Here is a 20,188-nt window from a genome sequence, read left to right as displayed (position 1 = left end):
TGGTCGAACGGGGGCGGCACCGACCGACCGGCTGCGGTGGCCGGCACCGGTCGCCCGATGCCGGCCAACGCCCGTGCTGCGACGTGGTGCCGACGTGCAGCAGGTCTTTGAGGTGCGAGTTCGGCCACGCGCCACCGTGAGCCGCGCGCGACGCGATGCAACTTGCACTTGTCTAGTCCACTATCCGCCTACGGCGGTGGATCACGGTCAGCCCGAGCGGTAAAGAAGAGGCCCGGCATGTCCGATGCGCGTTCCCGGTTTGTCTGTTGTCCCACCGACGCAAACACGAAGGGTGACCGACCACAGTGGAGAAAGTGGTGGATCGATGCGCGTCACCAAGGGCCGGGCTCGACCCTGCCCGTACCGCCGGCTACCGTCCCGGAGCGAGGGTCGGCCGGAGCACGAAGACCGCCCAGCCGAAGTAGCGGCGACCATACTCCAGGTGCCAACGCCGGGACAGGTCCCGGAAGTCGCGTACCTGCTGGGCGCGGGGATCGTGTGGGTAGGCACGCAGCCACTCGGTCAGCGTCCACCACTGCTGGGCCACGTACCGGTCCCAACTGTCCGCGTCGGCGTGCACCACCTCGACCAGGTCCGTGCCGGCCGCCTCGAAGCGGTCCAGGGTGCCGCTGAGCGAGGCGAAGTCGTCCACCCCGAAGCCGTACGCCCCGTACGCCCCGGGCGGTGGCGGGTCGATCCAGTACGGCTCGCCGATCAGCAGCAGCCCGTTCGGACGTACGGCCCGACGCATCAGGTCGATGGTGCCGGCGAGTCCACCGCCGATCCAGGTCGCGCCGAGGCAGGAGACGACGTCGTAGCCACTCGCCTCGGCCCGGTACTCGGCGGCGTCACCGTACTGGAAGCTGACCCGGTCGCTCACGCCGAGTTCGGCGGCGCGCTTGCTCGCGGCGGTCAGGAACACCTCGCTGATGTCCACACCGTGCCCACGGATGCCGTACCCCTGGGCCCAGCGGCAGAGCAACTCGCCTTTGCCGCAGGCGAGATCGAGAACCCGACTCTGTGGGCCCACCCGGCTGGCCGCCCCGAGCAGCATCAGCTTCTCGTGGGTGAACGGGTTGAGGATGCGGTGCTCCGCCTCCGACAGCTCGTGCAACCAAAGCGACATCGGGCCAGGATTACCCGTTTTCCGGATCGTGTCGAGTCCCATCTTTCGGCGGAAGATCACAAGCGCGCGGTCGGGGCATCACGACCGCCCTCGACCTCCCGCTCACCGGCCGCCCTGCCGCACCGGTAGCCGCGTCGTCTGCGCAGCTCAGAGCCATCGTTTCGGGAGTGTTGAGTGGTCGAACCGGTCGGCCGTGAATCGCACAGACTAGACCGGCTTCGATGTGTTTCCGATCGGAGCGCGCCGACCCGTGTCGGGTGGTGGGAAAGCTCACGGCCGGTTCACCATCCGCTCTTCCGGCTCACCACCCGCACCACCGGGTCGACACGACCGCCCCCGGTCGGGCAGTCTGTCCGCCGTGCAACCAGAGGTATTCATCGCGGTCGCGTCGGCGGTCGTATCGCTCCTCAGTGTCCTATTCACCACGATCTCGGCACGCCGGGTGACGGTGCTCCAATATCAGTTGGAGGAGCAGCGGCACCAGCAGTCCAAGGCCGAGTTGGCCGAGCAGTTGCTCAGCCGCTACCGGGAGCCGCTCCTCTGGTCCGCGCACGCCCTGCAGGGCCGGCTCTTCAATGCCGTACGGCCGGGTTTTCTCTCCACGTACCTGCACTGCGGTGATCCGGACGACGAGCGCTACACCCGCGACTACACCGTCTACGTGCTGGCCGATTACCTCTGCTGGATGGAGATCATCCGGCGGGACCAGCAGTTCCTCGACCTCGGCGACATCGAGCGCAACAAGCGCTTCTTCGGCTTCCTCGATCAGACCACCCAGATCACCGCCGCGCTCGACCTGCCGGCGCCGCTGCGGCTCTTCCGGGGCCAGCAGCGGGCGATCGGGGAACTGATGCTGGTACGTCTGGAGGACGGCGGCGGCATCCGGTACGAGTCGAAGGGCTACGCCGAGTTCTGCGAGTTACTCGACACCGATCCTCGGTTCGCCTCCTGGTTCACCCGGCTCCGTTCCGACGTGGACGTGATAGCCGCCGCCGACTGGGACGGCAACGCCCGCCTGGTACGGATGCAGCACGAGCTGATCGCCCTGATCGACTTCCTCGACCCGGACGCGGCCCGGCTCGCCACCCCGAACCGGGCCCTGCTCGACCGGAACCTGATCAGCAAGATCACCACGAACACCTGACCGGTCGCTCCGTCAGACCTCGGCGCTACGAAGCGGCCCAGGCGTGCACTTCGAGGCGGCCGGTGGTGCCCAGGTCCAGACGCTTCGACACGGTCTGGCTGGGCTGCCCCGCAGCCGACGCCACCTCCAGGAACTCGCCCTGCGCCAGGTCCCCGTCGGTGACCGTGTTGCGCCAGCGTACGGAGGCGTGCGCGGTGCCACCCGGATAGATCGACAGTGCCTTCGGGCCGGGGTCCTCGTTCGTCCGGGACCCGTTCTCGACCGTCACGGCGATCGGTCTCCGCTCCGCGTCGAGCACCCGTACGACCGGGTAGCCGTTGAGTTCCAGGAGTTCCGTGCCGCAGTTGAAGAGCACGATCGACATCGCCCGCAGCCCCATCGCGGCGTTTGTCTCGGTCGTGCTCACCAGCACACCGGTCGCCGGGCAGGAGCCGACCGCCCCCGGTGCGGCGGTGACCGGAGGTGTGGCGGGTGAGACGCTCACCATCGGGCCGGCGGGCCGCCCGCCATCCCCCTCGGCGGCGTTGCCCGCCCTGACGGTGATCGGCAACGGGCTCTCCGGCAGCACGATCGGCTGGCCCGACACCGGGCCGCTGCACGCGGAGCCGATCAACGCCGCGCTGGCGGCCGTGACCAGTAACCCGAGCCGGCGGGCCGACAACCGTGAACCACCTCGGTACGACGTTTTCACCCGGTGATCCTGCACCACCCGACGCGGCGCCCGCCAGACGTTGTGTCGATGCCGTGCGCGACGTGTGAACGTGTCGACCACGACTGTTCGGCGGCGCCACGGCGGTGAACTTGTACGCTGCTGCGATGCCGGATTCCACCGAGTTCGCCGGGACCGAGCGGGTGACCGGCGTCGACCGCTGGTTGCGGCGGCTGCGCGGCGCCGTCGCCCCCCGTCGCCACAACGCCCGGACGATCGCCGCGCTGACCGGCAACCCGGGCTGCCACCGGCGGGCGGTGCTGGACGCGGCCGGGGTCGACAAGCCCCGGCTCGCCGAGCACATCGGGTTCCCGGCCCGATTCGGCCAGTCCCGGTTCGCGATCACCCGAGGCAACGCGTTCGAGGCGCAGGTCAAGGCGGACGGCGGGGCGGAACTGCTCCGGCTGCTGCGCGAGCGGCTCGGCCGGCCGATCCCGTACGCGTCCTTCACCGACCTCGACGACGACCAACCGGCCGCGACCCCGGAACCCGCCACCACCACGGACACCGGTCCCGACGAGAGCAACGAGCAACGGTACGAGCGGTCCCAGCGCCTGCTCGACGAGGCGGCCCGCGAGCCGGCCTCCGGCGACGCGGTGATCTTCGACCATCCGCTGCTCCGGCTACAGGTCGCCGGCCAGCCGGTCTACCTCGAACCGGACCTGATCGCGTTCCGGGTCGACGGCCGGTTCCACGTCGTGGAGATCAAGTCGTTTCCGGTGATCGACGGTCAGGCCGATCCGAGCAAGGTCTCCGCCGCAGCCATCCAGGCGGCCGTCTACGTGCTCGCGATGCGGCAACTGCTGACCGACGCCGGGCACGACCCGGAGATCGTCTCGCACGACGTACTGCTCGTCTGCCCGCGCGACTTCACCAACGAACCGGTGGCCGCACTCGTCGACGTACGCAAACAGCTCTCGACACTGCGCCGGCAGCTCACCCGGATGGCCCGGGTCGAAGAACTGGTGGCCGCGTTGCCGCCGGATCTGACCTTCGACCTGGCCCCCGGCCGGGACGGCCAGCCGACCCGGTCACCGGCTGCCCTCACCACCGCGCTCGACGTGGTCGAGGCCCGCTACGCGCCGGAATGCCTGGCCAGTTGCGAGCTGGCGTTCTACTGCCGGCACGAGGCACGCGGCCACACCGGGGCACTGGGCCGGTCGGTCCGGGAGGAACTCGGCGGAGTCGAACAGGTCCCGACCGTGCTCGCCCTCGCCAGCGGCGAACTCGCCCCCGCGCAAGGGCAGGCCGAGGCCGCCGCATTGCTCCAGACCGCCGCACGACTGCGGGCCGAGGCCCTGTCATGAGTACGCTCACCGCCCTCGCCCGCGCCCAGGCCCTCGCCGCCGGGGTGGCCCAGCCGATCGCGACCGTACGACACCTGCACCTCACCGAACGGCCACTGGTCCTGGTGCCACTCACCATGGCCGGTGAGGCGAACGCGCCGCTGGCGATGCTGGTCGGCACGGAACCGGAACACGCCCGGCTGGTGATCGTGCCCCAGCCGCGCGACCGGCAGCAGCGCCTCGACTTCGTCACCACGCTCGGCACCGCGCTCCTGCCGTACCTCGGCGCACACCGGGGCGTCTCCGAGTCGGTGCCGATCGACCGGGGCAGGGACGTGCGGTACCGGTACGCCGACGCGCCGCAGGTGCTGGTGCCGAACTCCGCCGGGATCACCTTCCTGCGGCTGTTGGGACGGAACAACCGGTTCCGGCGTACCGACGGGGACTATCCGGTGGACGCCTCGGTGCCGCTGGTCGGATGCTGGCTGACCTGGTTCGCCGAGCGGGCCGAACACCCCGCTTCCTCGCTGCTGGTGGCGATGACCGACGCGCTCGGACTGCACTGGGCGACCGGCCAGAGTGGAGTCGAGGACCTGAACCTGGCCGCGTTGCTCGGCTGGATCGACCCGCCCGCCGGCACCTCCGGCGCGGTCGCCGCAGCCGAGGCGGAGGACCCGTCGACCTGGCCACCGGCCGGACCGACCACCGACCCCGAGTTCGACAACGAGGTGCTCAGCCCGGCGATGGCGGCCTACCAGGCGGCGGTGGCGGCGGACGACGAACCCGCCCGGAAGCGGGCGCACGCGACCCTGGCGGCGGCGCTGCGCGGGCAGCTCGAACCGACCTGGCGACTGATGTGGCGGGGGCTGTCACTGCTGCGCGGGCTGCCACCGGGGGCGCGGGTCGCCGCACGCTGGGAAGCCGACCGGGATGCCTTCACCGACTACGCCACCTACCGGGACGAAGGCGGTCAGCCACAGCCCCGGCGCGACGGGGCGGTCGCCGCCGCCCAGCGGCTGCACCGGCTGGAACGGGCGCTGAGCGCGTACGCGGTCCAGCGCGCGTACGACGACCCGCTGGTGATGGCCGACCACCGGCTGACCGGGGAGGCGTTCGTCGGCGAGGTGACCCTGGCCGACCCGGCGCGGGTCGACGACAGCGGCAAGCGACCGGTGCTGCGTCCCCGGATCATGCTGGTCACCACCGACCCGATCCTGTTCCAGCCCGGCACCGGCCTCAGCTCCCCGACCCGGCCGAGCCAGAAGGCCAAGGTCGTCTTCGTCACGCCTACCGGCGACGGCTCGAAGACCGAGGTGGTGCTGGAACTCTCCGGCGGCATGGGACGAGGCTTGACCGCACCCCCGGGAACCGTGCCGGAGGTGGGCGAGCGCCTCTGCTACACCACCCTCACCGACGGCTACGTACCGCCCGGCGCCTTCCCCTCCCGCGAGGAAACCCCCTGGACCCACGGCGGCCCCCCCACTGAGATGTAAGGAAGGGCCCCTTGTTATCGCTTTCGGTAGAGGAAGGGGCCCCTATTAACTCGGCGGCGGGAGCGACTCGCGGCGGCGGGAGCGACTCGCGGCGGCGGGAGCGACTCGCGGCGGCGCCCGGAGCCCCGTGGCGGCGGGGCGGGACGATTCGGGTTGACCCTCACGTAGCGGCAGGCGGCAGCCTGGTTCTCGGAAGGGAGGGAATCCATGACCCATTCGGTAGGCATGGTGGCGCGGCTGGCCGGCGTGACCGTACGGACGCTGCACCACTATGACGAGATCGGCCTGCTCTCGCCGAGCGGTCGTACGAGTGCCGGCTACCGCCGGTACGACGACAACGACCTGGACCGGTTGCAGCAGATCCTGTTCTACCGGGAGTTGGGGTTCCCACTGGAAGAGATCGCCACGATCATCGACGACCCGTCGTCGAACCCGACCGAGCACCTGCGCCGGCAGCACGAGTTGCTGAGCGGGCGGATCGGTCGGCTCCGGGAGATGGTCAGCGCGATCGAGCTCGCGATGGAGGCGAAGAGAGTGGGCATCCAACTGACGCCGGAGGAGCGGTTCGAGGTCTTCGGCGACTTCAACCCGGACGACCACGCCGCCGAGGCTGAGGAACGCTGGGGCGGCACCGACGCGTACCGGGAATCGAACCGGCGGGCGGGGCAGTACACCAAGGAGGACTGGCTGCGGAACAAGGCGGAGAACGCCGAGTGGGGTGAGCGGCTCGTCGCCCTGATGGACTCGGGCGCCCCGGCGGACGGTCCGCAGGCGATGGCGTTGGCGGAAGAGCACCGGCAGCTCGTCACCCGCTGGTTCTACGAGTGCTCGTACGAGGTCCACACCGGGCTGGCCGACATGTACCTGACCGATCCGAGGTTCACCGCGTACTACGAGAACATCGCACCGGGCATGGCGGCCTACCTCAGCGAGGCCATCCACGCCAACGCGATCACGAACGCCTGACCGAGCGGGGCAGGGGCGTCGCGTCCGTTGGCTACGGCGACTGAGGGGGCGAGGTCCGTCCGGCCCGATCCTCGGCACTGCGGACACCGGACGGACTGCGACCCTGCCGAGACTCACCCCGGCGCTGCACGGCCGGCGCCTCACCGGGCGCCGGCCGTGATTCGCGTACGGCCTGCGCCCGGCGGCGCGGGAAATCAGTCGAGCGCGATGTAGAGGCGCTGCCCCATGGGTACGTAACCGACCCGCTCGTACACCCGCCACGAGTCGTCGCCGCCCGCCTCCAGCCAGGCCGCTTCGACGCCCGTGGCGAAGGCACGTGCGGTGATCGTGGCGGTGAGCGCCCCGGCGACACCCCGTCGACGGAACGCCTCGCGTACGCCGATGCCGGCGACCTCGCTGAGCCCGGCACCCGGCGGCGACGCCTGACCACCGCCCACGTACGTGCCGTCGTCGGCGCGGGCGACCAGCACCACCCCGCCCCGTTCCTGCGTTCGCCGCACCCGGGCGACGTCCGCCGGACCGGCTGTCGGCTCGCCGCCGAACGCCTCGTTCCGTGCGGCGAGGCCGCCGGCAAATTCCTCGTCGGTGGTCGGCTCGACGATGTCGAACCCGGCCGGGGTGACCGGCACGGTGAGCGTGTCCGGCGTGCAGACCAGGTACTGGTGCCGGGCCTCGATGGTGAAGCCGGCGTGGAGCAGGTGCTGTTCGAGGTCGGGGGCGCAACTGGTGACGTACTCCAGCCGGGGCACCCGGTTGATCTTCCGGAAGGCCGCGACCAGCGCGGTCACGCCGTCGGAGGTGATGACGGCACCGGGTCGCGGAGTCGCGTAGCTGATGAACCTGCTGTCGCTGGTCGGATCCCAGCCGATGACGAACGGGCCGGCGTCGACGGTCTCGGGACGGTGGGAGAGCAGGGCGACGACAGATTTCTGGACCAGAGAATCCATGGTGGGGTAAGCCTCATTGTCATAGCGAAGACGTCTGCGAGCTGCGTGGTGGAGCAAACGTGGGCCGCGCAGAAAGATGAGGTGCTCGCAGCGGATCGGGCAGCAGAGCCGATCAGGCTTGGGAGCACACCTCGGCGGCTGGGTGGGTCGCCGCAACCATGGGCTTCGTTCCTTAGAGAAAGGTTGTCGCGCCAAGCGCGCGAGCCGCCCCACCGTCGCACCGCTCTCCGGCCCTGTCAACAACTTTTGCGCTCACCGGCCGGGCCGTGGGGTGGTCGCCGCCTCCCGTAGCGCGTCGCGCAGGCCGTGCAGCGCGAGGTGGGTGGGGGACGATTCGCGTACGGCCGCGTAGATGACCCGGGTCGGCACCGGGTTGCGAATCTTGTGCGTGACCACGGCGGGGTGGTCTCGGTGGCACTCGGCACGATCGTGCTCGACGAGCGGCTCAGCCTGCGGATCATCGCCGGGATGGCGGTGGTGCTGGTGGGTGTCGGCTTGACCCGTACCGGCCGCCGGGAGCTCATTCCGGCACGTCAACCGGCTCCGACCCAATGATGTGAACCCGACAGTGATGTGTGTCTAGACAATAGTGTGTGGCGCACAGTATGGTGTGACACATGGCGAACGACGACATCCTGCGAACACACCTCCAGGAGCTGAGGCGGGGCACCGTGGTCGCGGCGAGCCTCGTCGCGCTGCGCCGACCCGACTACGGATACGCACTGCTCCAGCGACTCACGGAGCACGGGTTTCCCGTGGACGCCAACACCCTGTATCCGCTGCTCCGGCGGCTCGAAGAGCAGGGCCTGCTGACCAGCGAGTGGAACACCGACGAGAGCCGGCCGCGCAAGTTCTACCGCACCAGCGACGAGGGCGAGTCCATCCTGGGCCGACTCCTCGGCGACCTCGCGGCCATCCAGACCTCCATGACCGGGCTGATTGAAGGAGTGGACCGATGAGTTCCCTGACTGACCGCTACCTCGCCGCGACCCTGAACTCGGTGCCGGCCCAACGCCGCGACGAGATCGCCGCCGAACTCCGCGGCTCGATCGAAGACATGATCGAGGACCGGACCGGAAACGGGCAGGACCCCGTCGCCGCCGAGCGCGAGGTACTCACCGAACTCGGCAACCCCGAGCGGCTCGCCGCCCGCTACGCCAACCACCGGTTGCAGCTCATCGGCCCCACCTACTACCTGGTCTGGCGGCGGCTGTTGCGTCTGCTGCTCTCCTTCGTCCCGGCGATCGTCGGCACCGTCGTCGCGGTCGTCGACGTGGCCGACGGGGAATCGATCGGTGGGGCCATCGGCACCGGGATCGGAACCGCGATCGAGGTGGCGGTCCAGATCGCCTTCTGGATCACCCTGACCTTCGCCATCTTCGAGCGCGTCAGCCCGGCGGTGAACCTGCCCGACTGGAACGTCGACAACCTTGCCGACGTCCCGGTCAACCGCCAGGTGACCCTTGCCGACACCATCGCTTCGGTCGTCGCCATCACGGTCTTCATCGGCTACCTGGTTCTGCAGCACTTCCGGTCGTGGGTGGAGACCGGGGACGGTGCCAACATCCCGATCATCGACCCGGCGCTCTGGACGTCCTGGCTGCCGGTTCTCATCGCCGTGCTGGTCGTCAGCATGGTCTTCGAGGTCGTGAAGTACCGCGTCGGGCAGTGGACCTGGCCGCTCCTTGCCGGCAAGGTCCTGCTGAACCTGGCGTTCGCGGTGCCGGCGCTCTGGCTGCTGGTCACCGACCGGCTGCTCAGCCCGGCCTTCGTGGAGCGTTTCGAATGGCTCAGCACGGGCGACAACCTCGACACCGTCGCCAGCATCAGCGTCGTGAGCGTCGCAGCCATTCTCATCCGGGACACGGTGGACAGCGCACGCAAGATCCGCCGCCACAACGCCTGACGGCACTCGCCACACAGCACCGGCCCGGCGCGCCCGCCAGCGCGCCGGGCCGACGGCCGTCGTGTCAGGCGGCGGCTACCCGGGCGGCGTGGAAGATGCCGGCCGGTAGTGGCTGGTCGAGGCGCCAGACGATCCGCATCGGCCGGTCGCCCGTGTGGTGTTCGTACGTCATCGGGCCCGCGTACAGGTAGGGCGGCACCCCCAGGTCGCCGTCACGGTCTTTGGTTTCGCGTACGAACAGGTGCACGCTCGACCCGCGCTTGGCGTGGTTGACGTAGCGCTGACCGGTCGGGGATGCCGACGAGGTGGTGCTCTGCGACTCCCACTGGAACAGCTCCGGGGTGATGGCCCGGTCGGCGTACATGGTGGTGGGGGAGTAGTGCTTCTCCGACTTGCGCAGGGTGACGAGGAAGATGTCCGCCCGCTCCGCCTCGACCCACTTCACGCCCTCGCGTACCAACTCCGGGTCCGGTACGCCGAACGCCGCCAACGCCTCGTTGCGGCTGTACCGGGCGTGCACCCGCAGCGGCACGACGGCAGAAACCGGCGGTCCGACGACCCGGTGCATCCGATCCCGCAGCACCTCGTAGAGCTGCCCCAACTCGGCCCGGCGGTCCGGGTGCAGCGACCAGAGCCGGGCCAACCGCTGCTCCCGTTCGGAGGCGGGCACCTTCGGCCCCCAGAGGTTGAGGTGCATCAGGTCGGCCAGCCGCCCGGGAGCGGGCACCTCACCGGAAGCGATCTGCCGCAGCAGGTCGAGCCGGGCCGGGTCGTCCAGGTGCAGCATTCGGCCGATGGCCGCGCCGAGTACGGCATCGTCGGGGCCGGGTGCGGTGCTGTCCAGGTCGGCGGCGCGACGCAGCCCGGACCAGCCGCCGAGGTTCTTACGGCGGTAGAGGTCTTCGACCTCCAGGCCGGTCTCCCGCAGGTATTCGGCGAGGCTGACATTCTTGAGTTGGCGCAGTTCGGCGATCAGGTTCTTGTTTGTGTTCGGCAGCGCGTTGCGCAGGTTCGCCAGCACGATCTCCTTGGCGACCCGGTCGAGTTCGATGTGGCAGCCGCTCGGCAGGGTGGGGAAGTCTTCGCGTACGGCGGTTTCGACCGCCCGTCGGCTGACCCCGGTCAGCGCCCGCCAGCGGAGGTCAAAGCGGAAGTTGGCGTTCTGCCCGCCGATGAAGTCGAGCACGGTCAGGCAGGCTTTGTTGTCGTCGAGGCGCAGCCCCCGGCCGAGTTGCTGGAGGAAGATGGTGGCGCTCTCGGTGGGACGCAGCATCAGGATCGTGTCGACCATCGGCAGGTCGACGCCCTCGTTGAACAGGTCGACGGTGAAGAGGACCCGTACCTCGCCGCTCTTGAAAGCCTCGATCAGCGCGCGGCGGTGGGTGGGGTTCCGCGACGTCACCGCCCGTGCGGGCACGCCGGCCCGGGTGAACCAGTCGGCCATGAACTCGGCGTGCCCGATGCTGACGCAGAATCCGAGCGCCCGCATGCTGTTGACGTCGACCTTGTCGCGTACGGCTTGCAGGATTGTGCGGGCGCGGGCGTCGTTGCCGGTGTAGACCCGGTGGAGGTCAGCGGTCTCGTAACCCTGACCGCGTTTCCACGCCAGCGTCGACAGGTCCACCTCGTCGTGGAGCCCGAAATACTGGAACGGTGCGAGCAGTTGCCGCTCCAGCGCCTCCCAGAGGTGCAGCTCAACGGCCGTCTGCCCGTCGAACCAGCGGCGCACGTCGCCGCCGTCGGCCCGGTCCGGGGTCGCGGTCAGTCCCAGGAGTACGCGAGGCCGCAACTGTTCCAGCAGCCGCGCGTACGTCGGCGCCTCGGCATGATGGAACTCGTCCACGATCACCATGTCGTACCGGGTCGGGTCGATGTCGAGGCGTTGCAGCGACTGGATCGAGGCGAAGACGTGCTGCCACTGGCTCGGCCGCTCGCCGCCGACCAGGACTTCGCCGAAGCTGCCGTCGCGGAGCACGTGCCGGAAGACCGACCGGCTCTGCCGCAGGATCTCCTCCCGGTGGGCGACGAAGAGCAGCGACTCGACGGTCTTGTTCCGGCGCAGCTCGCGGTAGTCGAGCGCGGCGACGATGGTTTTGCCGGTGCCGGTCGCCATCACGACCAGGTTGCGGTGCCGGCCGTGCACGAACCGTTCGGCGGCAAGGTCGGCGAGGATCTCCTGCTGGTAGCCGTACGGCCGGACGTCGATGTTGGTGATCTCGATGTCGGGTTCGGTGAGCCCGCTACCACCGGTTTCGTGGCGCAGCGCCCGGCGTAGCCGTTCGCCGTCCCGCCCCGGCTGGTAGTCCTCGAACGCCGGGTCACCCCAGTAGTCGGCGAAGGTCGCCTCGAACGTGTCGATGACCGTCGGCTGTTCGAGGTTCGAGACCCGGATGTTCCACTCCAGGCCGTCGACCAGGGCAGCCTTGGAAAGATTCGAAGAGCCGACGTACGCGGTGCTGGTGTTGTTGCCACGCCGGAAGAGCCACGCTTTGGCGTGGAGTCGGGTGGTCCTGGTCTCGTAGGAGACCTTCACCTCGGCACCCAACTCGACCAGCCGGTCCAGCGCTCGTTGGTCGGTGGCACCGAGGTAGGTGGTGGTGATGACCCGGAGCTTGCCGCCACGGTCGATCAGTTCGCGGATGGGGCGCTCGATGAGGCGCAGCCCGTACCACTTGATGAACGCGCAGAGCAGGTCGACCTGCTCCGCCGACGCCATCTCGGTTGCTACTTCGTGCCCGATGCGCGGCTGACCCCGCCCGTTGACCAGCAGCGCCCCGGTCGACAGTGGAGTCCTCGGACGTACGGGAAAGCTCGGTTTTGCCGGTGGGGCGGGCGGGTCCGCGATCGCGGTGAGCAGCTTCCGGGCGTCGCTCACCTGGTCGGCGGCGTCGACAGCCTCCGGGTTGATCCGCTCGATCGCCTCGGCGATCTGGTTCGCGATCGCCACCTGCCGGGCCAGACTCTCCTTGTCCGAGCCAGGGACCGCCCGCAGCGCGCGACTGGTCAACGCGGCGATGTGCCGGGCCAGCACCCCGTGCGCCTCAGCCGGATCCAACTCCGTACGTTCCACCAGCTCAGGCCCGATCAACCGAAGCTGCTGTGCCAGCTCCCCGGTAATCAGGTGCTCGTAGATCCCCCGCCCCAGTTCCGTCACGACAGCAACCTAACCACCCGTACGCCCACCCGCTGTCCCGGTTGAGGCTAAATAATTTATGTTGCTGCGTTGCTGCGGCGGGGAGGTGCCCGGCCTGCCGGCCGGCGCCTTCGCAGTGTTTGGGGTAATTGGCCGAGTGATTTCTGGCAACAACGTGCCGGCAACTTCGGAGACTCGTTACCGATTCAATTGCCGGCAGGGGTACCGTGGATTTTCCTTACTGGAACTCAATCTCGTCTAGCTCTTCTATGTGCATGCCCATGTACTGGAAGAGTCGTGCCTGTATCTCTTCGAGACGTTCGGCGGCAAGAACGCCTAAGCGGTCTTCCAGGTCAGACTTCAGTAATGGTTGTACGGCTATCACGCGCACCCAGCACTTTTTCGATAAGCCGCCCTCGCCTGCACTGAGTTTCACGCAATAACTGGTTTTTAGCGATGTCGAGGATGAGATTGGCGCTACCAGTACGGTGCGCCATCCGCCGAAACTGTTGGTGTTGGGGCCGCTCAGGACGACGACCGGCCGCCGTTCCTCATGGTATTGACGGTCATCGTTCGAGGGAAGCGTGATGACCGAGTCTTTAACGTAATAGATCCCGCCATTGATGACAGGCTTGCTAATCGTCGACAACTAGATCTCCGGTCGCCCGCCGACGTGCATTGGCCAGTTCGTCCATCTCCCGCTCAATCTCCTGGAAGACGCCTGGATCGGTTTCCTGTTCGGGAAGCCGTCGAAGGACTGCCGACATTCGTCTCGTCAGCCCGGCGAGTCGTGGTCGCGGGCGCACAAGTGACAGGTCGAGAACGACACCTTGACCGCGTTGTAGCGCATCGACCATCGGTGGCGTCTGGTAGCTCAGGTCTTTGAGGCTCGATGCTGCGACGTTTCCGAACTCACTAAGAATGCCCTCTAAGACTGCCAGTTCTTCCGGTGGCATGTCGTAGCCTGGCAGGTCGCCAACTAGGCGGACTTGGAAACCGAAGTAATACGGGTCTAGTTGAACGATCCCGTCTCTTGCTAAATCATTTTCGAGAAACTGAAGGGCGTTATTGAATGGGCCGTGATTTAGCCACTTCCACTCCACGCCCGAGATAGGATCATCTCCCTTGCGTATGGCGGCAAGGTCGGCGAGGTATAGGAGCTTTGCCATCTTCAGTCTAGTGATGATGTAGCCCCGTTCCCGGGCAAGCCTGAGTGTCGCCAGGTACGCCGTGATCGTACGAGGCGAGGCGGACGGCTGGGTCAAGGGCTCTACCATCTCGACCAACTCTACCTCATCTCCAGCTTGACACAAGCATCAACCATATGTATTAGAACACATGTCCTAGTGACTCGCCAGGCTTGTGTACAAGATCATCACGCGGAGTGGGCTTGTGTTGGCTGGGAACGCAATGATCCGCGTCAGGCTCAGTTGCTTGGTGTCAGACCGAGCCAAGTGCCGTATGTCCGAATACTCAAGCTCGAATCAGCTGAGACATCGCTCCCGCCGACGTTGGGTGGTGCCCTTAATTGAGCGCGCCGACGTATGGGGTCGACCGGCTCGGCCGCGTGTCGTCATACGAGCGCGCCAGCCCCGGGACGTTATTGTCGGAGACGTCCTGTCGGTTGGCATTTGGGTGAGTCAGCCTGGTCGCCGCGTACGCGGCTCCGTGGCCTCGGATGGTGCTGACGGATCCTCGGAGTGGAGCAGCGACACCGCCATCCGTGTGGCTTCGCTGCCGATGCCGTACTCCTGGGCCAGCCGTGCCTCGCTCGCCAACCTTGTTCCAGGCGGCAGTTCGCCGGACTCGGTGCGCGCGCGGATCAGGTCGGCGAGCTGCACGTAGACCGGTGTGTGCGAGCGGGGGACAATGGTCGCGCGGATCAGTTGGTGAGGCTGGTGGCCTTAGCCCTAGCGACGAACTGGGTCCACTGGTTCTGGGTGAAGGTCAGGGTGGGGCCAGCCTGGTCTTTGCTGTCGCGTACGGCGATGAGGTTGGGGAGGTTGGTGGCGACTTCTACGCAGGCGCCGCCGTTGTCGCCGCTGCGGGTGCTCTTGCGCCAGTGCGCGCCACTCAGGTCAGTCATGGTGCCATCTCCCCAACGAGCCGGTGGATCATGCGCTTCGATTCTCCCTCATCGAGTGCCAGCGTGGCCAAGCCGTTCCACACCCGTTCGTAGGCGGCCAGTTCATCGGGCTTGTCGAGGTAGAGCGCCCCGGTCAGGGACTCGCTGTAGACGATGGAGGGCTCGGGGACAGCGCGGCCCTTCTCGGGCGGGAAGTCCAGGACCATGAAGGTTCCGGCGACCGCGCCGGGGTGCGGCCCGGCGGCCAGCGGCATCACCCGCAGCAGCACGTTCGGCAGCTCGGCCACCTGTAGCAGGTGCCTGAGCTGGGCGGCCATCACCTGCGGGCCGCCGACGCCACGCCGTAACACCGCCTCGGAGAGGATCGCCTCCAGCCGAGGTGGCTTCGGCAGCCGACGAGTCAACAGGGCTTGTCGCTGCAACCGAACCTCGATCATCCGCTCCCGTTCCTCGTCGCTCAGCGTCGTACGGGGTCGGAAGAGGGCTTGGGCGTACTCCTTGGTTTGCAGGATGCCGGTGATCAGGGACTCGTCGTAGCCACGGAGACGGGACGCGGCTGACTCCAGGCCGACGTACAGCTCGAACCAGCTCGGGACGGCGTCGCCGTACGCGTGCCACCAGCCCTTCGACTTCGTCTCCGAGGCGAGCCCGCGCAGGGCGTCGGTCACCTCCGGGGCGACGCTGTACAGCTCGCACATCGCCTTGACGTCCAGGCCGCGTACGGCACCCATGCCGCTCTCGATGCGCCAGATTTTCTGGCGGCTGTATTCGAGGGCTTCGGCCGCCGCGTCGAGCGTCACGTGCGCCTCGGTGCGGTACTGGCGCAGCAGCCGGCCGAGCTGGCGGCGCGGGACGGTCGAACCGATCTCTTCTGGCATGTGGACGCTCCCCAGTTCCAGCCTGCAACACTCGTCTGGCCGTTCTTGCAACACGTATCGGTTGCAGTAAAAGAAGTCAATGTGTTTGAGCGGATTCTTTTGATGAAACGTTGCGCTCTCGAATCATCCTGCCACAGGATGTCCACCAGGACGATGACCACTGTGGATTGCTGATCATCATTTGGCATTGATCAATCCCGGTGGTCTGACTCGATGAGCAGCCCTGCTGCCGTACTGCTGACCCGAGGCTGCGGTGGTGGGGCGGGGTGGCCCGCCCGTTCGCGGCGGATGGGTGGGCCACCCCTTCCAGAGATCCGATCCGACCGGAAGGCAGGCGACAGGCATGCGCAACGCGTTGGCACGGTTCCGTGAGCGGCGGCAAGGAGGGGGAGGGGGCACGCACTACCGCTCCGCCTCCTGCCCGCCGTTGCGGCCCTGGCAGGTACGCGCCCGGCGGTTCCGTACCGTCGGCTGGTTCGGCCGGGGTGGGCTCGACCCGGACGAGGTGCAGGAGTTCCTGGATCGGGTCGCCACCGATCTGAACAGCCTCTACGACGACCTGGCCGCCAGTCGGGACGAGACGATCCGGGTCAAGGCGGCGCTGCGCCAGTGGCAGTCACGGCAATCGCGTACGGCGAACGTGTCGGAGCGCTACTGATGGCGCAGCGGGAGCGTTTTGTCGTACGCCTGCCGATCGTTGCCCGTGACCTGGCCGGCGCTCAGCGGCTGGCCCGGGTGATGGGGCGGTCCCTGCGGCTGCTGCCGCTCTTCGACCCCGGCGAGATCACCGTGTCGTACGAGGACGAGCAGCGCGTACATCATCGGGTTTTCTGTGACCGGTTGCTGGGTGCGGGCCGGCGCTGCCTGCTCCGCGCCGACCACGACGGCGCCTGCGCCCGCCGGCTCAAGCGGTGAGCTGGCGGGGTCGGGGGGCAGAGACGCCAGCAGCAATTCGTCCTGGCCGTGTCGCCTGTCCAGCCATTGCCGATTCGCCCGACTTGGGTGTGTCGGCGGGAACGATCTGGAGCGCTGTGATTAGGTTTCCCGGGTCTGCAAGGTGCGCGACGAACCGGTGGGAGATCGTCATGAGCGATGGTGTGCGCGAGATCGAGGTCAAGTACCGGGTCAGCGACACCGACGCGATGATCGACGCGTTACGGGATCGGGGTGTGGAGCTGTCGGCCCCGGTCGAACAGGATGATCAGGCGTACGCGATGCGCGGCTGGTCGTACGGTCAGGGCAAGACCGGCTTCGCCTTCGCGCGGCTGCGCAGCCAGGGCGGGCGGCATCTGTTCTGCGTGAAGCAGCCGGTTGACAACGAGCTTGCCTGCATGGAACACGAGACCGAGGTTGCCGAGCGCGAACAGATGCATGCTGCGATCGTCGCGATGGGTTTCTACCCGACGGTGCGCATTGTCAAGGACCGTCGCACCGGTCGGCTCGGCTCGATGTCGCTCTGTCTGGACGAGGTTCGCGGACTTGGTTCGTTCTTGGAGATCGAGACGATGGTCAGTGACACCCGGTCAGGGGCCGAGGTGCAGCACGAACTGGATAGCTTTGCGCGCTCACTCGGCGTTGAGTTGATGCGCAGCACCGAAACGTATGACTCGCTGGTACGAGCCGCGCAGGCAGCGGTGGTCTAACTGCCTGCCCTGGCGGTGTGCAATCCCCGGATCCTCGGTAGGAGCGCCGCAACGACCTCGTCCGGCGTCTGCTCTCCGACGTCGTGTACCTGTACCTCGAAGGCTGCATCGACCAATTCAGCCGCCACCTGGCGATAGAGATCCCGTTCAACTCGGCCGGCGTCCTCCCCGCCGCGATGGAACCGGCTGTGGATGCCTCGCGCTGCGGCTCGGCTTCGGGAGAGCGCCGGGTCACCGGTGAGGATGCAGGTGAGGTCTGGGCGATCGGCGTACCTGTTGATCGACCAGATGAAGTCGGCCTCCACACCATCGAGACGCTGAAGCACCAATGACGTGGCCAGGTAGCGGTCACAGAGGACCAGCTTGCCTGCTGCCAGCGCCGGACGCACCTCCTGCTCCAGATGGTGATAGCGATCGGCAGCCACGAGGCAGGCCAGGGTCGGACCCCGGTACTTGTCGGTGCCGTACCGGGCGGTGGTTCCAAGCGTGTCCTGGGTTGGCTCTTTGGTGGGGTGCACGGGCCACCCCTCTTCGCGGAGTCGGGTGCAGAGCAGGGACACAACCGTGGTCTTGCCGACCCCGCTCGGTCCGTCGATGACGACGAAGACACCATTCGTCATCGCACGCCGTGCCGATCGAACTGGTGGCGAGCAAGCTCGACCAGATTCCGGCGCACGTAGCTGAGGTCTGCCTCACCGAACTGGAGGTTGACGGAAAAATTGAACTCGTCCCGTTCGCGCATGGCGTCGTCCAGCCCGTCCCCGGTGAGGTCTACCGCGCTGTAGCCGAGAAGTTGCGCCGGGTCGTAACGGCCGGTCGCGATCAACCGGTGCCATTCGGGGGTGCCGGGGTAGGGCCGGAACTCGAACACGCTCGCTCGGAATGAGCCAGCGCCGGAATCCGCAATCTGCCACAGCTCGTGTACGTGTCGTACGGTCGCGTCCAGTTCGGCCCGACTCTCGGTCGGTAGACCGAGAATGAAATAGCCCTTGACGTTGATCCCCTGACGGGTCAGCCGCCGTACGACCTGCCGCGTGAGTTCTGGGCTTATCCGCTTGCCGATGTGGCCCAGCACCCGCTCGCTACCGGACTCCACACCCAGCGCCACCTCTCGGCAGCCGTTCTCGGCGAGGATGCTGATGAGCGCGTCGCTGACCCGGGCGAGTACGTTGATTCGTCCTGTCGCGTCCCAGACGTAACGGTCGCCGATCCCCGCCTCGCTGAAGGCCGCCATACATCGCTGGATGAACCGCTCGTACCCCAGAAACAGGTCATCCACAAACCGGAAGGCAGACACCCCGTACCTGCCGTGGAGCCCGTCCATCTCCTCAATGATGTTCTCCGGAGTCCGGGTGCGGATGCTGACGTCAGGATTCGCACTGACAGCAGCACCACAAAAGGAGCAGTCGTAGGGGCAGCCGCGAGCGCCTACCATCGCGGCCTCCAAGGGGCCGTCCGCCGGTTGGTAAGGGTCCGCCGCGAAGAAGTGACGGTCGACGAAAGGAAGAGCGTCGATATCGGGCGCCAGGTGGAAGCCGGTGCCCGGCATCCCGCCGCTGACCGGCCGGTTGAGGATCGGGTCGTGCCACATCACACCGGGTAGCTGTCCCCTGTTGCGGCGATCATGAAGCAGCTCGACAACCCTGCTTTCCCCTTCCCCGAGGACAAGAGCCTGAAGGTGGCGGAAGCGTTTGTCAGCGAGGATCGGTCCGGGCATGGCCTTCGCCTGGTGGCCGCCGACCATGACATTGATCTCCTCCGCGAGACCAGCGGCGATCTGCGCACTCAGCTCATAGGTGGGCGCCAGCAGATTGAAGCCGACCCACCGGGGCGCGGTGTCGTTCACAAGCTTTTGGATCTGATCGACGCCCAGACCGAATGCCTCGCCATCCAGCACGCCGACGTTGAACCCTGCAGCGGCAGCGGAGGTCGCGATGTAGCCCATGCCGAGCACGGGCAGGGTGAAGTCGTTGACGCGGGGCCGGAGACGGTAGTCGCGCAGGGGTGCGTTCACCAGGAGTAGATCGAGTGACCGTTCCTGGTCTGCGCCGAGGATGAACGGGCTACAGGGCGGCTCCTTGGCGGACTCCCCAGGCGAGTGTGAGGAGCGTGCAGGTCCCGAGGTGGTCACCGGTTACCTGCTGCCAGCTGCGGTGGAACGCCGGTTCGTCGGACGGCCATGGGTGTTCTGGTGCGGCCTGGCGTGCCCAGGTCCGGACGGCGAGGTCGCCATAGGGGTAGAGCGACCAGTCGTTGCTCCAGTCCGCAACCGCGGCCCCGGCGCTCCATGGTCCGATACCACCGATCGTCTGGAGTTCCTTGACGAGGACGGCCGGCGCGAGTTCGAGCCAGGTGGTACCGCAGTCCAGAAAGGCTGCGGCAGCGAGGCGCAGTGGTCGCTTTTTGAAGGCCATACCGCTCTCGGTGAAGTCTTCATCACTCAGAGCTAGCACACGATCAGGTGATGGAAAAGCATGAATGTCGGTGTCGGCGGATAGCGCGATGCGGGAGCCGAACGACCGGGAGAATTCGCGATACAACTTCCTGGCCTGGCTGGCCCGGATTACTTGCCGCACGATGGCCGTCGCCACGGCGTCCCAGAGGCTGGGGTTAGGCAGGCGGGCGACCACACCCAATGTCCTGAGTGGGGCGGCCAGGGGTGACGGTCGACGCAGAGCCGCAGGCGACGTGTACACGCTTGGGCTGGGTGGCGTCGTCGCGCCGGCCAATGGGCTCAACGTGAGCCGCGTGTCGATGATCGTCGCCAACCAGGCGCTGCCTTGGTCGTCGGCCACTAGGCGGCGGTGACCATGGAGAGTTGGATGCCAGGACGGATGATCGGTCATGACGAAGTCGAAGTGCACGAGGGCC

Annotated in this window: 24 protein-coding genes; 11 read left to right on the top strand and 13 right to left on the bottom strand. The window is 67.6% G+C overall.

Features of this window, described 5'->3' with window-relative positions; translation table 11 throughout:
• Positions 1-370: 370 nt before the first annotated feature.
• Positions 371-1,126 (bottom strand): SAM-dependent methyltransferase, encoded by a 756-nt coding sequence (locus ACIBF5_RS07570; protein WP_396809124.1) that lies wholly within the window; start codon positions 1,124-1,126, stop codon positions 371-373.
• A gap of 358 nt (positions 1,127-1,484) precedes the next feature.
• Here ACIBF5_RS07570 and ACIBF5_RS07565 point away from each other — a divergent pair, with 358 nt between their 5' ends.
• The gene (locus ACIBF5_RS07565; protein ID WP_396809122.1) at positions 1,485-2,270 is read left to right on the top strand and encodes a hypothetical protein; all 786 of its coding nucleotides are present in this window, start codon (positions 1,485-1,487) and stop codon (positions 2,268-2,270) included.
• 25 nt (positions 2,271-2,295) lie between these two features.
• Here the strand turns inward: ACIBF5_RS07565 and ACIBF5_RS07560 are convergent, their stop codons facing one another.
• Positions 2,296-2,676: a DUF4232 domain-containing protein gene (locus tag ACIBF5_RS07560; protein WP_396809120.1), complete on the bottom strand. Its 381-nt coding sequence runs from the start codon at positions 2,674-2,676 to the stop codon at positions 2,296-2,298.
• Here ACIBF5_RS07560 and ACIBF5_RS07555 point away from each other — a divergent pair.
• From ACIBF5_RS07555 to ACIBF5_RS07540, 4 genes are all read left to right on the top strand, one after another.
• Positions 2,669-2,968 (top strand): hypothetical protein, encoded by a 300-nt coding sequence (locus ACIBF5_RS07555; RefSeq protein ID WP_396809118.1) that lies wholly within the window; start codon positions 2,669-2,671, stop codon positions 2,966-2,968. The genes ACIBF5_RS07560 and ACIBF5_RS07555 overlap by 8 nt on opposite strands.
• 118 nt (positions 2,969-3,086) lie before the next feature.
• Entirely contained in the window at positions 3,087-4,286 is a 1,200-nt protein-coding gene (locus tag ACIBF5_RS07550; protein ID WP_396809116.1) for a hypothetical protein, read from the top strand.
• The gene (locus ACIBF5_RS07545) at positions 4,283-5,758 is read left to right on the top strand and encodes a hypothetical protein (protein ID WP_396809114.1); all 1,476 of its coding nucleotides are present in this window, start codon (positions 4,283-4,285) and stop codon (positions 5,756-5,758) included. Before ACIBF5_RS07550 ends, ACIBF5_RS07545 begins: the two co-directional genes overlap by 4 nt.
• A gap of 207 nt (positions 5,759-5,965) precedes the next feature.
• Positions 5,966-6,724, top strand: coding sequence for a MerR family transcriptional regulator (locus ACIBF5_RS07540; protein WP_396809112.1), 759 nt, complete (start codon positions 5,966-5,968; stop codon positions 6,722-6,724).
• A gap of 194 nt (positions 6,725-6,918) precedes the next feature.
• Here ACIBF5_RS07540 and ACIBF5_RS07535 read toward each other — a convergent pair whose 3' ends face one another.
• Both ACIBF5_RS07535 and ACIBF5_RS07530 read right to left on the bottom strand, forming a co-directional pair.
• Positions 6,919-7,671, bottom strand: a complete 753-nt coding sequence (locus ACIBF5_RS07535; protein WP_396809110.1) for a GNAT family N-acetyltransferase — start codon at positions 7,669-7,671, stop codon at positions 6,919-6,921.
• Between the two features lie 252 nt (positions 7,672-7,923).
• Positions 7,924-8,067 (bottom strand): hypothetical protein, encoded by a 144-nt coding sequence (locus ACIBF5_RS07530; protein ID WP_396809108.1) that lies wholly within the window; start codon positions 8,065-8,067, stop codon positions 7,924-7,926.
• Between the two features lie 15 nt (positions 8,068-8,082).
• Between ACIBF5_RS07530 and ACIBF5_RS07525 the strand changes: the two genes are divergently transcribed.
• The 3 genes from ACIBF5_RS07525 (at position 8,083) to ACIBF5_RS07515 (ending at position 9,577) form a co-directional block, all read left to right on the top strand.
• Complete coding sequence (locus tag ACIBF5_RS07525) at positions 8,083-8,226, top strand: hypothetical protein (RefSeq protein WP_396809106.1); 144 nt, start codon at positions 8,083-8,085, stop codon at positions 8,224-8,226.
• A 62-nt stretch (positions 8,227-8,288) separates the two neighbouring features.
• Entirely contained in the window at positions 8,289-8,630 is a 342-nt protein-coding gene (locus ACIBF5_RS07520; protein WP_121158692.1) for a PadR family transcriptional regulator, read from the top strand.
• A complete protein-coding gene (locus ACIBF5_RS07515) occupies positions 8,627-9,577 on the top strand; it encodes a permease prefix domain 1-containing protein (protein ID WP_396809103.1) in 951 nt (316 codons plus the stop codon). The genes ACIBF5_RS07520 and ACIBF5_RS07515 overlap by 4 nt, the downstream gene beginning before the upstream one ends.
• Positions 9,578-9,641: 64 nt before the next feature.
• Here ACIBF5_RS07515 and ACIBF5_RS07510 read toward each other — a convergent pair whose 3' ends face one another.
• The 6 genes from ACIBF5_RS07510 to ACIBF5_RS07485 form a co-directional block, all read right to left on the bottom strand.
• Positions 9,642-12,731: a DUF3427 domain-containing protein gene (locus ACIBF5_RS07510; protein ID WP_396809101.1), complete on the bottom strand. Its 3,090-nt coding sequence runs from the start codon at positions 12,729-12,731 to the stop codon at positions 9,642-9,644.
• Positions 12,732-12,948: 217 nt separating this feature from the next.
• On the bottom strand, positions 12,949-13,359 hold the full coding sequence (locus tag ACIBF5_RS07505; RefSeq protein WP_396809099.1) for a type II toxin-antitoxin system PemK/MazF family toxin: 411 nt from the start codon (positions 13,357-13,359) through the stop codon (positions 12,949-12,951).
• Positions 13,346-13,975 (bottom strand): Panacea domain-containing protein, encoded by a 630-nt coding sequence (locus ACIBF5_RS07500; protein ID WP_396809097.1) that lies wholly within the window; start codon positions 13,973-13,975, stop codon positions 13,346-13,348. The genes ACIBF5_RS07505 and ACIBF5_RS07500 overlap by 14 nt, the downstream gene beginning before the upstream one ends.
• Positions 13,976-14,350: 375 nt before the next feature.
• On the bottom strand, positions 14,351-14,551 hold the full coding sequence (locus tag ACIBF5_RS07495) for a hypothetical protein (RefSeq protein ID WP_396809095.1): 201 nt from the start codon (positions 14,549-14,551) through the stop codon (positions 14,351-14,353).
• Positions 14,552-14,592: 41 nt separating this feature from the next.
• Positions 14,593-14,796 carry a DUF397 domain-containing protein gene (locus tag ACIBF5_RS07490; RefSeq protein ID WP_396809093.1) on the bottom strand — a complete coding sequence of 68 codons (204 nt, stop codon included), beginning with the start codon at positions 14,794-14,796 and terminating at the stop codon, positions 14,593-14,595.
• Positions 14,793-15,674, bottom strand: a complete 882-nt coding sequence (locus ACIBF5_RS07485) for a helix-turn-helix domain-containing protein (RefSeq protein ID WP_396809091.1) — start codon at positions 15,672-15,674, stop codon at positions 14,793-14,795. Before ACIBF5_RS07485 ends, ACIBF5_RS07490 begins: the two co-directional genes overlap by 4 nt.
• A gap of 343 nt (positions 15,675-16,017) precedes the next feature.
• On the opposite strand from ACIBF5_RS07485, the gene ACIBF5_RS07480 reads away from it, so the two are divergent.
• The 3 genes from ACIBF5_RS07480 (at position 16,018) to cyaB (ending at position 17,317) form a co-directional block, all read left to right on the top strand.
• A complete protein-coding gene (locus ACIBF5_RS07480) occupies positions 16,018-16,332 on the top strand; it encodes a DivIVA domain-containing protein (RefSeq protein ID WP_396809089.1) in 315 nt (104 codons plus the stop codon).
• Positions 16,332-16,589 carry a hypothetical protein gene (locus ACIBF5_RS07475; RefSeq protein ID WP_396809087.1) on the top strand — a complete coding sequence of 86 codons (258 nt, stop codon included), beginning with the start codon at positions 16,332-16,334 and terminating at the stop codon, positions 16,587-16,589. Before ACIBF5_RS07480 ends, ACIBF5_RS07475 begins: the two co-directional genes overlap by 1 nt.
• A 170-nt stretch (positions 16,590-16,759) precedes the next feature.
• Positions 16,760-17,317, top strand: coding sequence for a class IV adenylate cyclase (gene cyaB, locus ACIBF5_RS07470; protein ID WP_396809085.1), 558 nt, complete (start codon positions 16,760-16,762; stop codon positions 17,315-17,317).
• Here the strand turns inward: cyaB and tmk are convergent.
• From tmk to ACIBF5_RS07455, 3 genes are read right to left on the bottom strand one after another with little or no spacing between them, the layout of a single operon-like run.
• Positions 17,314-17,937, bottom strand: a complete 624-nt coding sequence (gene tmk / locus ACIBF5_RS07465) for a dTMP kinase (RefSeq protein ID WP_396809083.1) — start codon at positions 17,935-17,937, stop codon at positions 17,314-17,316. The genes cyaB and tmk overlap by 4 nt on opposite strands.
• Positions 17,934-19,331 carry a B12-binding domain-containing radical SAM protein gene (locus ACIBF5_RS07460; RefSeq protein WP_396809081.1) on the bottom strand — a complete coding sequence of 466 codons (1,398 nt, stop codon included), beginning with the start codon at positions 19,329-19,331 and terminating at the stop codon, positions 17,934-17,936. Before ACIBF5_RS07460 ends, tmk begins: the two co-directional genes overlap by 4 nt.
• 49 nt (positions 19,332-19,380) lie before the next feature.
• Positions 19,381-20,181, bottom strand: coding sequence for a hypothetical protein (locus ACIBF5_RS07455; RefSeq protein WP_396809079.1), 801 nt, complete (start codon positions 20,179-20,181; stop codon positions 19,381-19,383).
• Positions 20,182-20,188: the final 7 nt, after the last annotated feature.

The organism is Micromonospora sp. NPDC050417 (genome assembly GCF_044458865.1).
Taxonomy (GTDB): domain Bacteria; phylum Actinomycetota; class Actinomycetes; order Mycobacteriales; family Micromonosporaceae; genus Micromonospora_G.
The sequence above is the reverse complement of the archived record's forward strand: the minus strand, read 5'-3'. Positions and strand labels throughout refer to the sequence as shown.

Bases quoted from the DNA above. Each gene is read 5' to 3' on its own strand.
- ACIBF5_RS07520 (WP_121158692.1), top strand. From the start codon at position 8,289: ATGGCGAACGACGACATCCTGCGAACACACCTCCAGGAGCTGAGGCGG.
- ACIBF5_RS07485 (WP_396809091.1), bottom strand. From the start codon at position 15,674: ATGCCAGAAGAGATCGGTTCGACCGTCCCGCGCCGCCAGCTCGGCCGG.
- ACIBF5_RS07550 (WP_396809116.1), top strand. From the start codon at position 3,087: ATGCCGGATTCCACCGAGTTCGCCGGGACCGAGCGGGTGACCGGCGTC.
- ACIBF5_RS07475 (WP_396809087.1), top strand. From the start codon at position 16,332: ATGGCGCAGCGGGAGCGTTTTGTCGTACGCCTGCCGATCGTTGCCCGT.
- cyaB (WP_396809085.1), top strand. From the start codon at position 16,760: ATGAGCGATGGTGTGCGCGAGATCGAGGTCAAGTACCGGGTCAGCGAC.
- ACIBF5_RS07535 (WP_396809110.1), bottom strand. From the start codon at position 7,671: ATGGATTCTCTGGTCCAGAAATCTGTCGTCGCCCTGCTCTCCCACCGT.
- ACIBF5_RS07480 (WP_396809089.1), top strand. From the start codon at position 16,018: ATGCGCAACGCGTTGGCACGGTTCCGTGAGCGGCGGCAAGGAGGGGGA.
- ACIBF5_RS07545 (WP_396809114.1), top strand. From the start codon at position 4,283: ATGAGTACGCTCACCGCCCTCGCCCGCGCCCAGGCCCTCGCCGCCGGG.
- tmk (WP_396809083.1), bottom strand. From the start codon at position 17,937: ATGACGAATGGTGTCTTCGTCGTCATCGACGGACCGAGCGGGGTCGGC.
- ACIBF5_RS07540 (WP_396809112.1), top strand. From the start codon at position 5,966: ATGACCCATTCGGTAGGCATGGTGGCGCGGCTGGCCGGCGTGACCGTA.
- ACIBF5_RS07570 (WP_396809124.1), bottom strand. From the start codon at position 1,126: ATGTCGCTTTGGTTGCACGAGCTGTCGGAGGCGGAGCACCGCATCCTC.
- ACIBF5_RS07490 (WP_396809093.1), bottom strand. From the start codon at position 14,796: ATGACTGACCTGAGTGGCGCGCACTGGCGCAAGAGCACCCGCAGCGGC.
- ACIBF5_RS07515 (WP_396809103.1), top strand. From the start codon at position 8,627: ATGAGTTCCCTGACTGACCGCTACCTCGCCGCGACCCTGAACTCGGTG.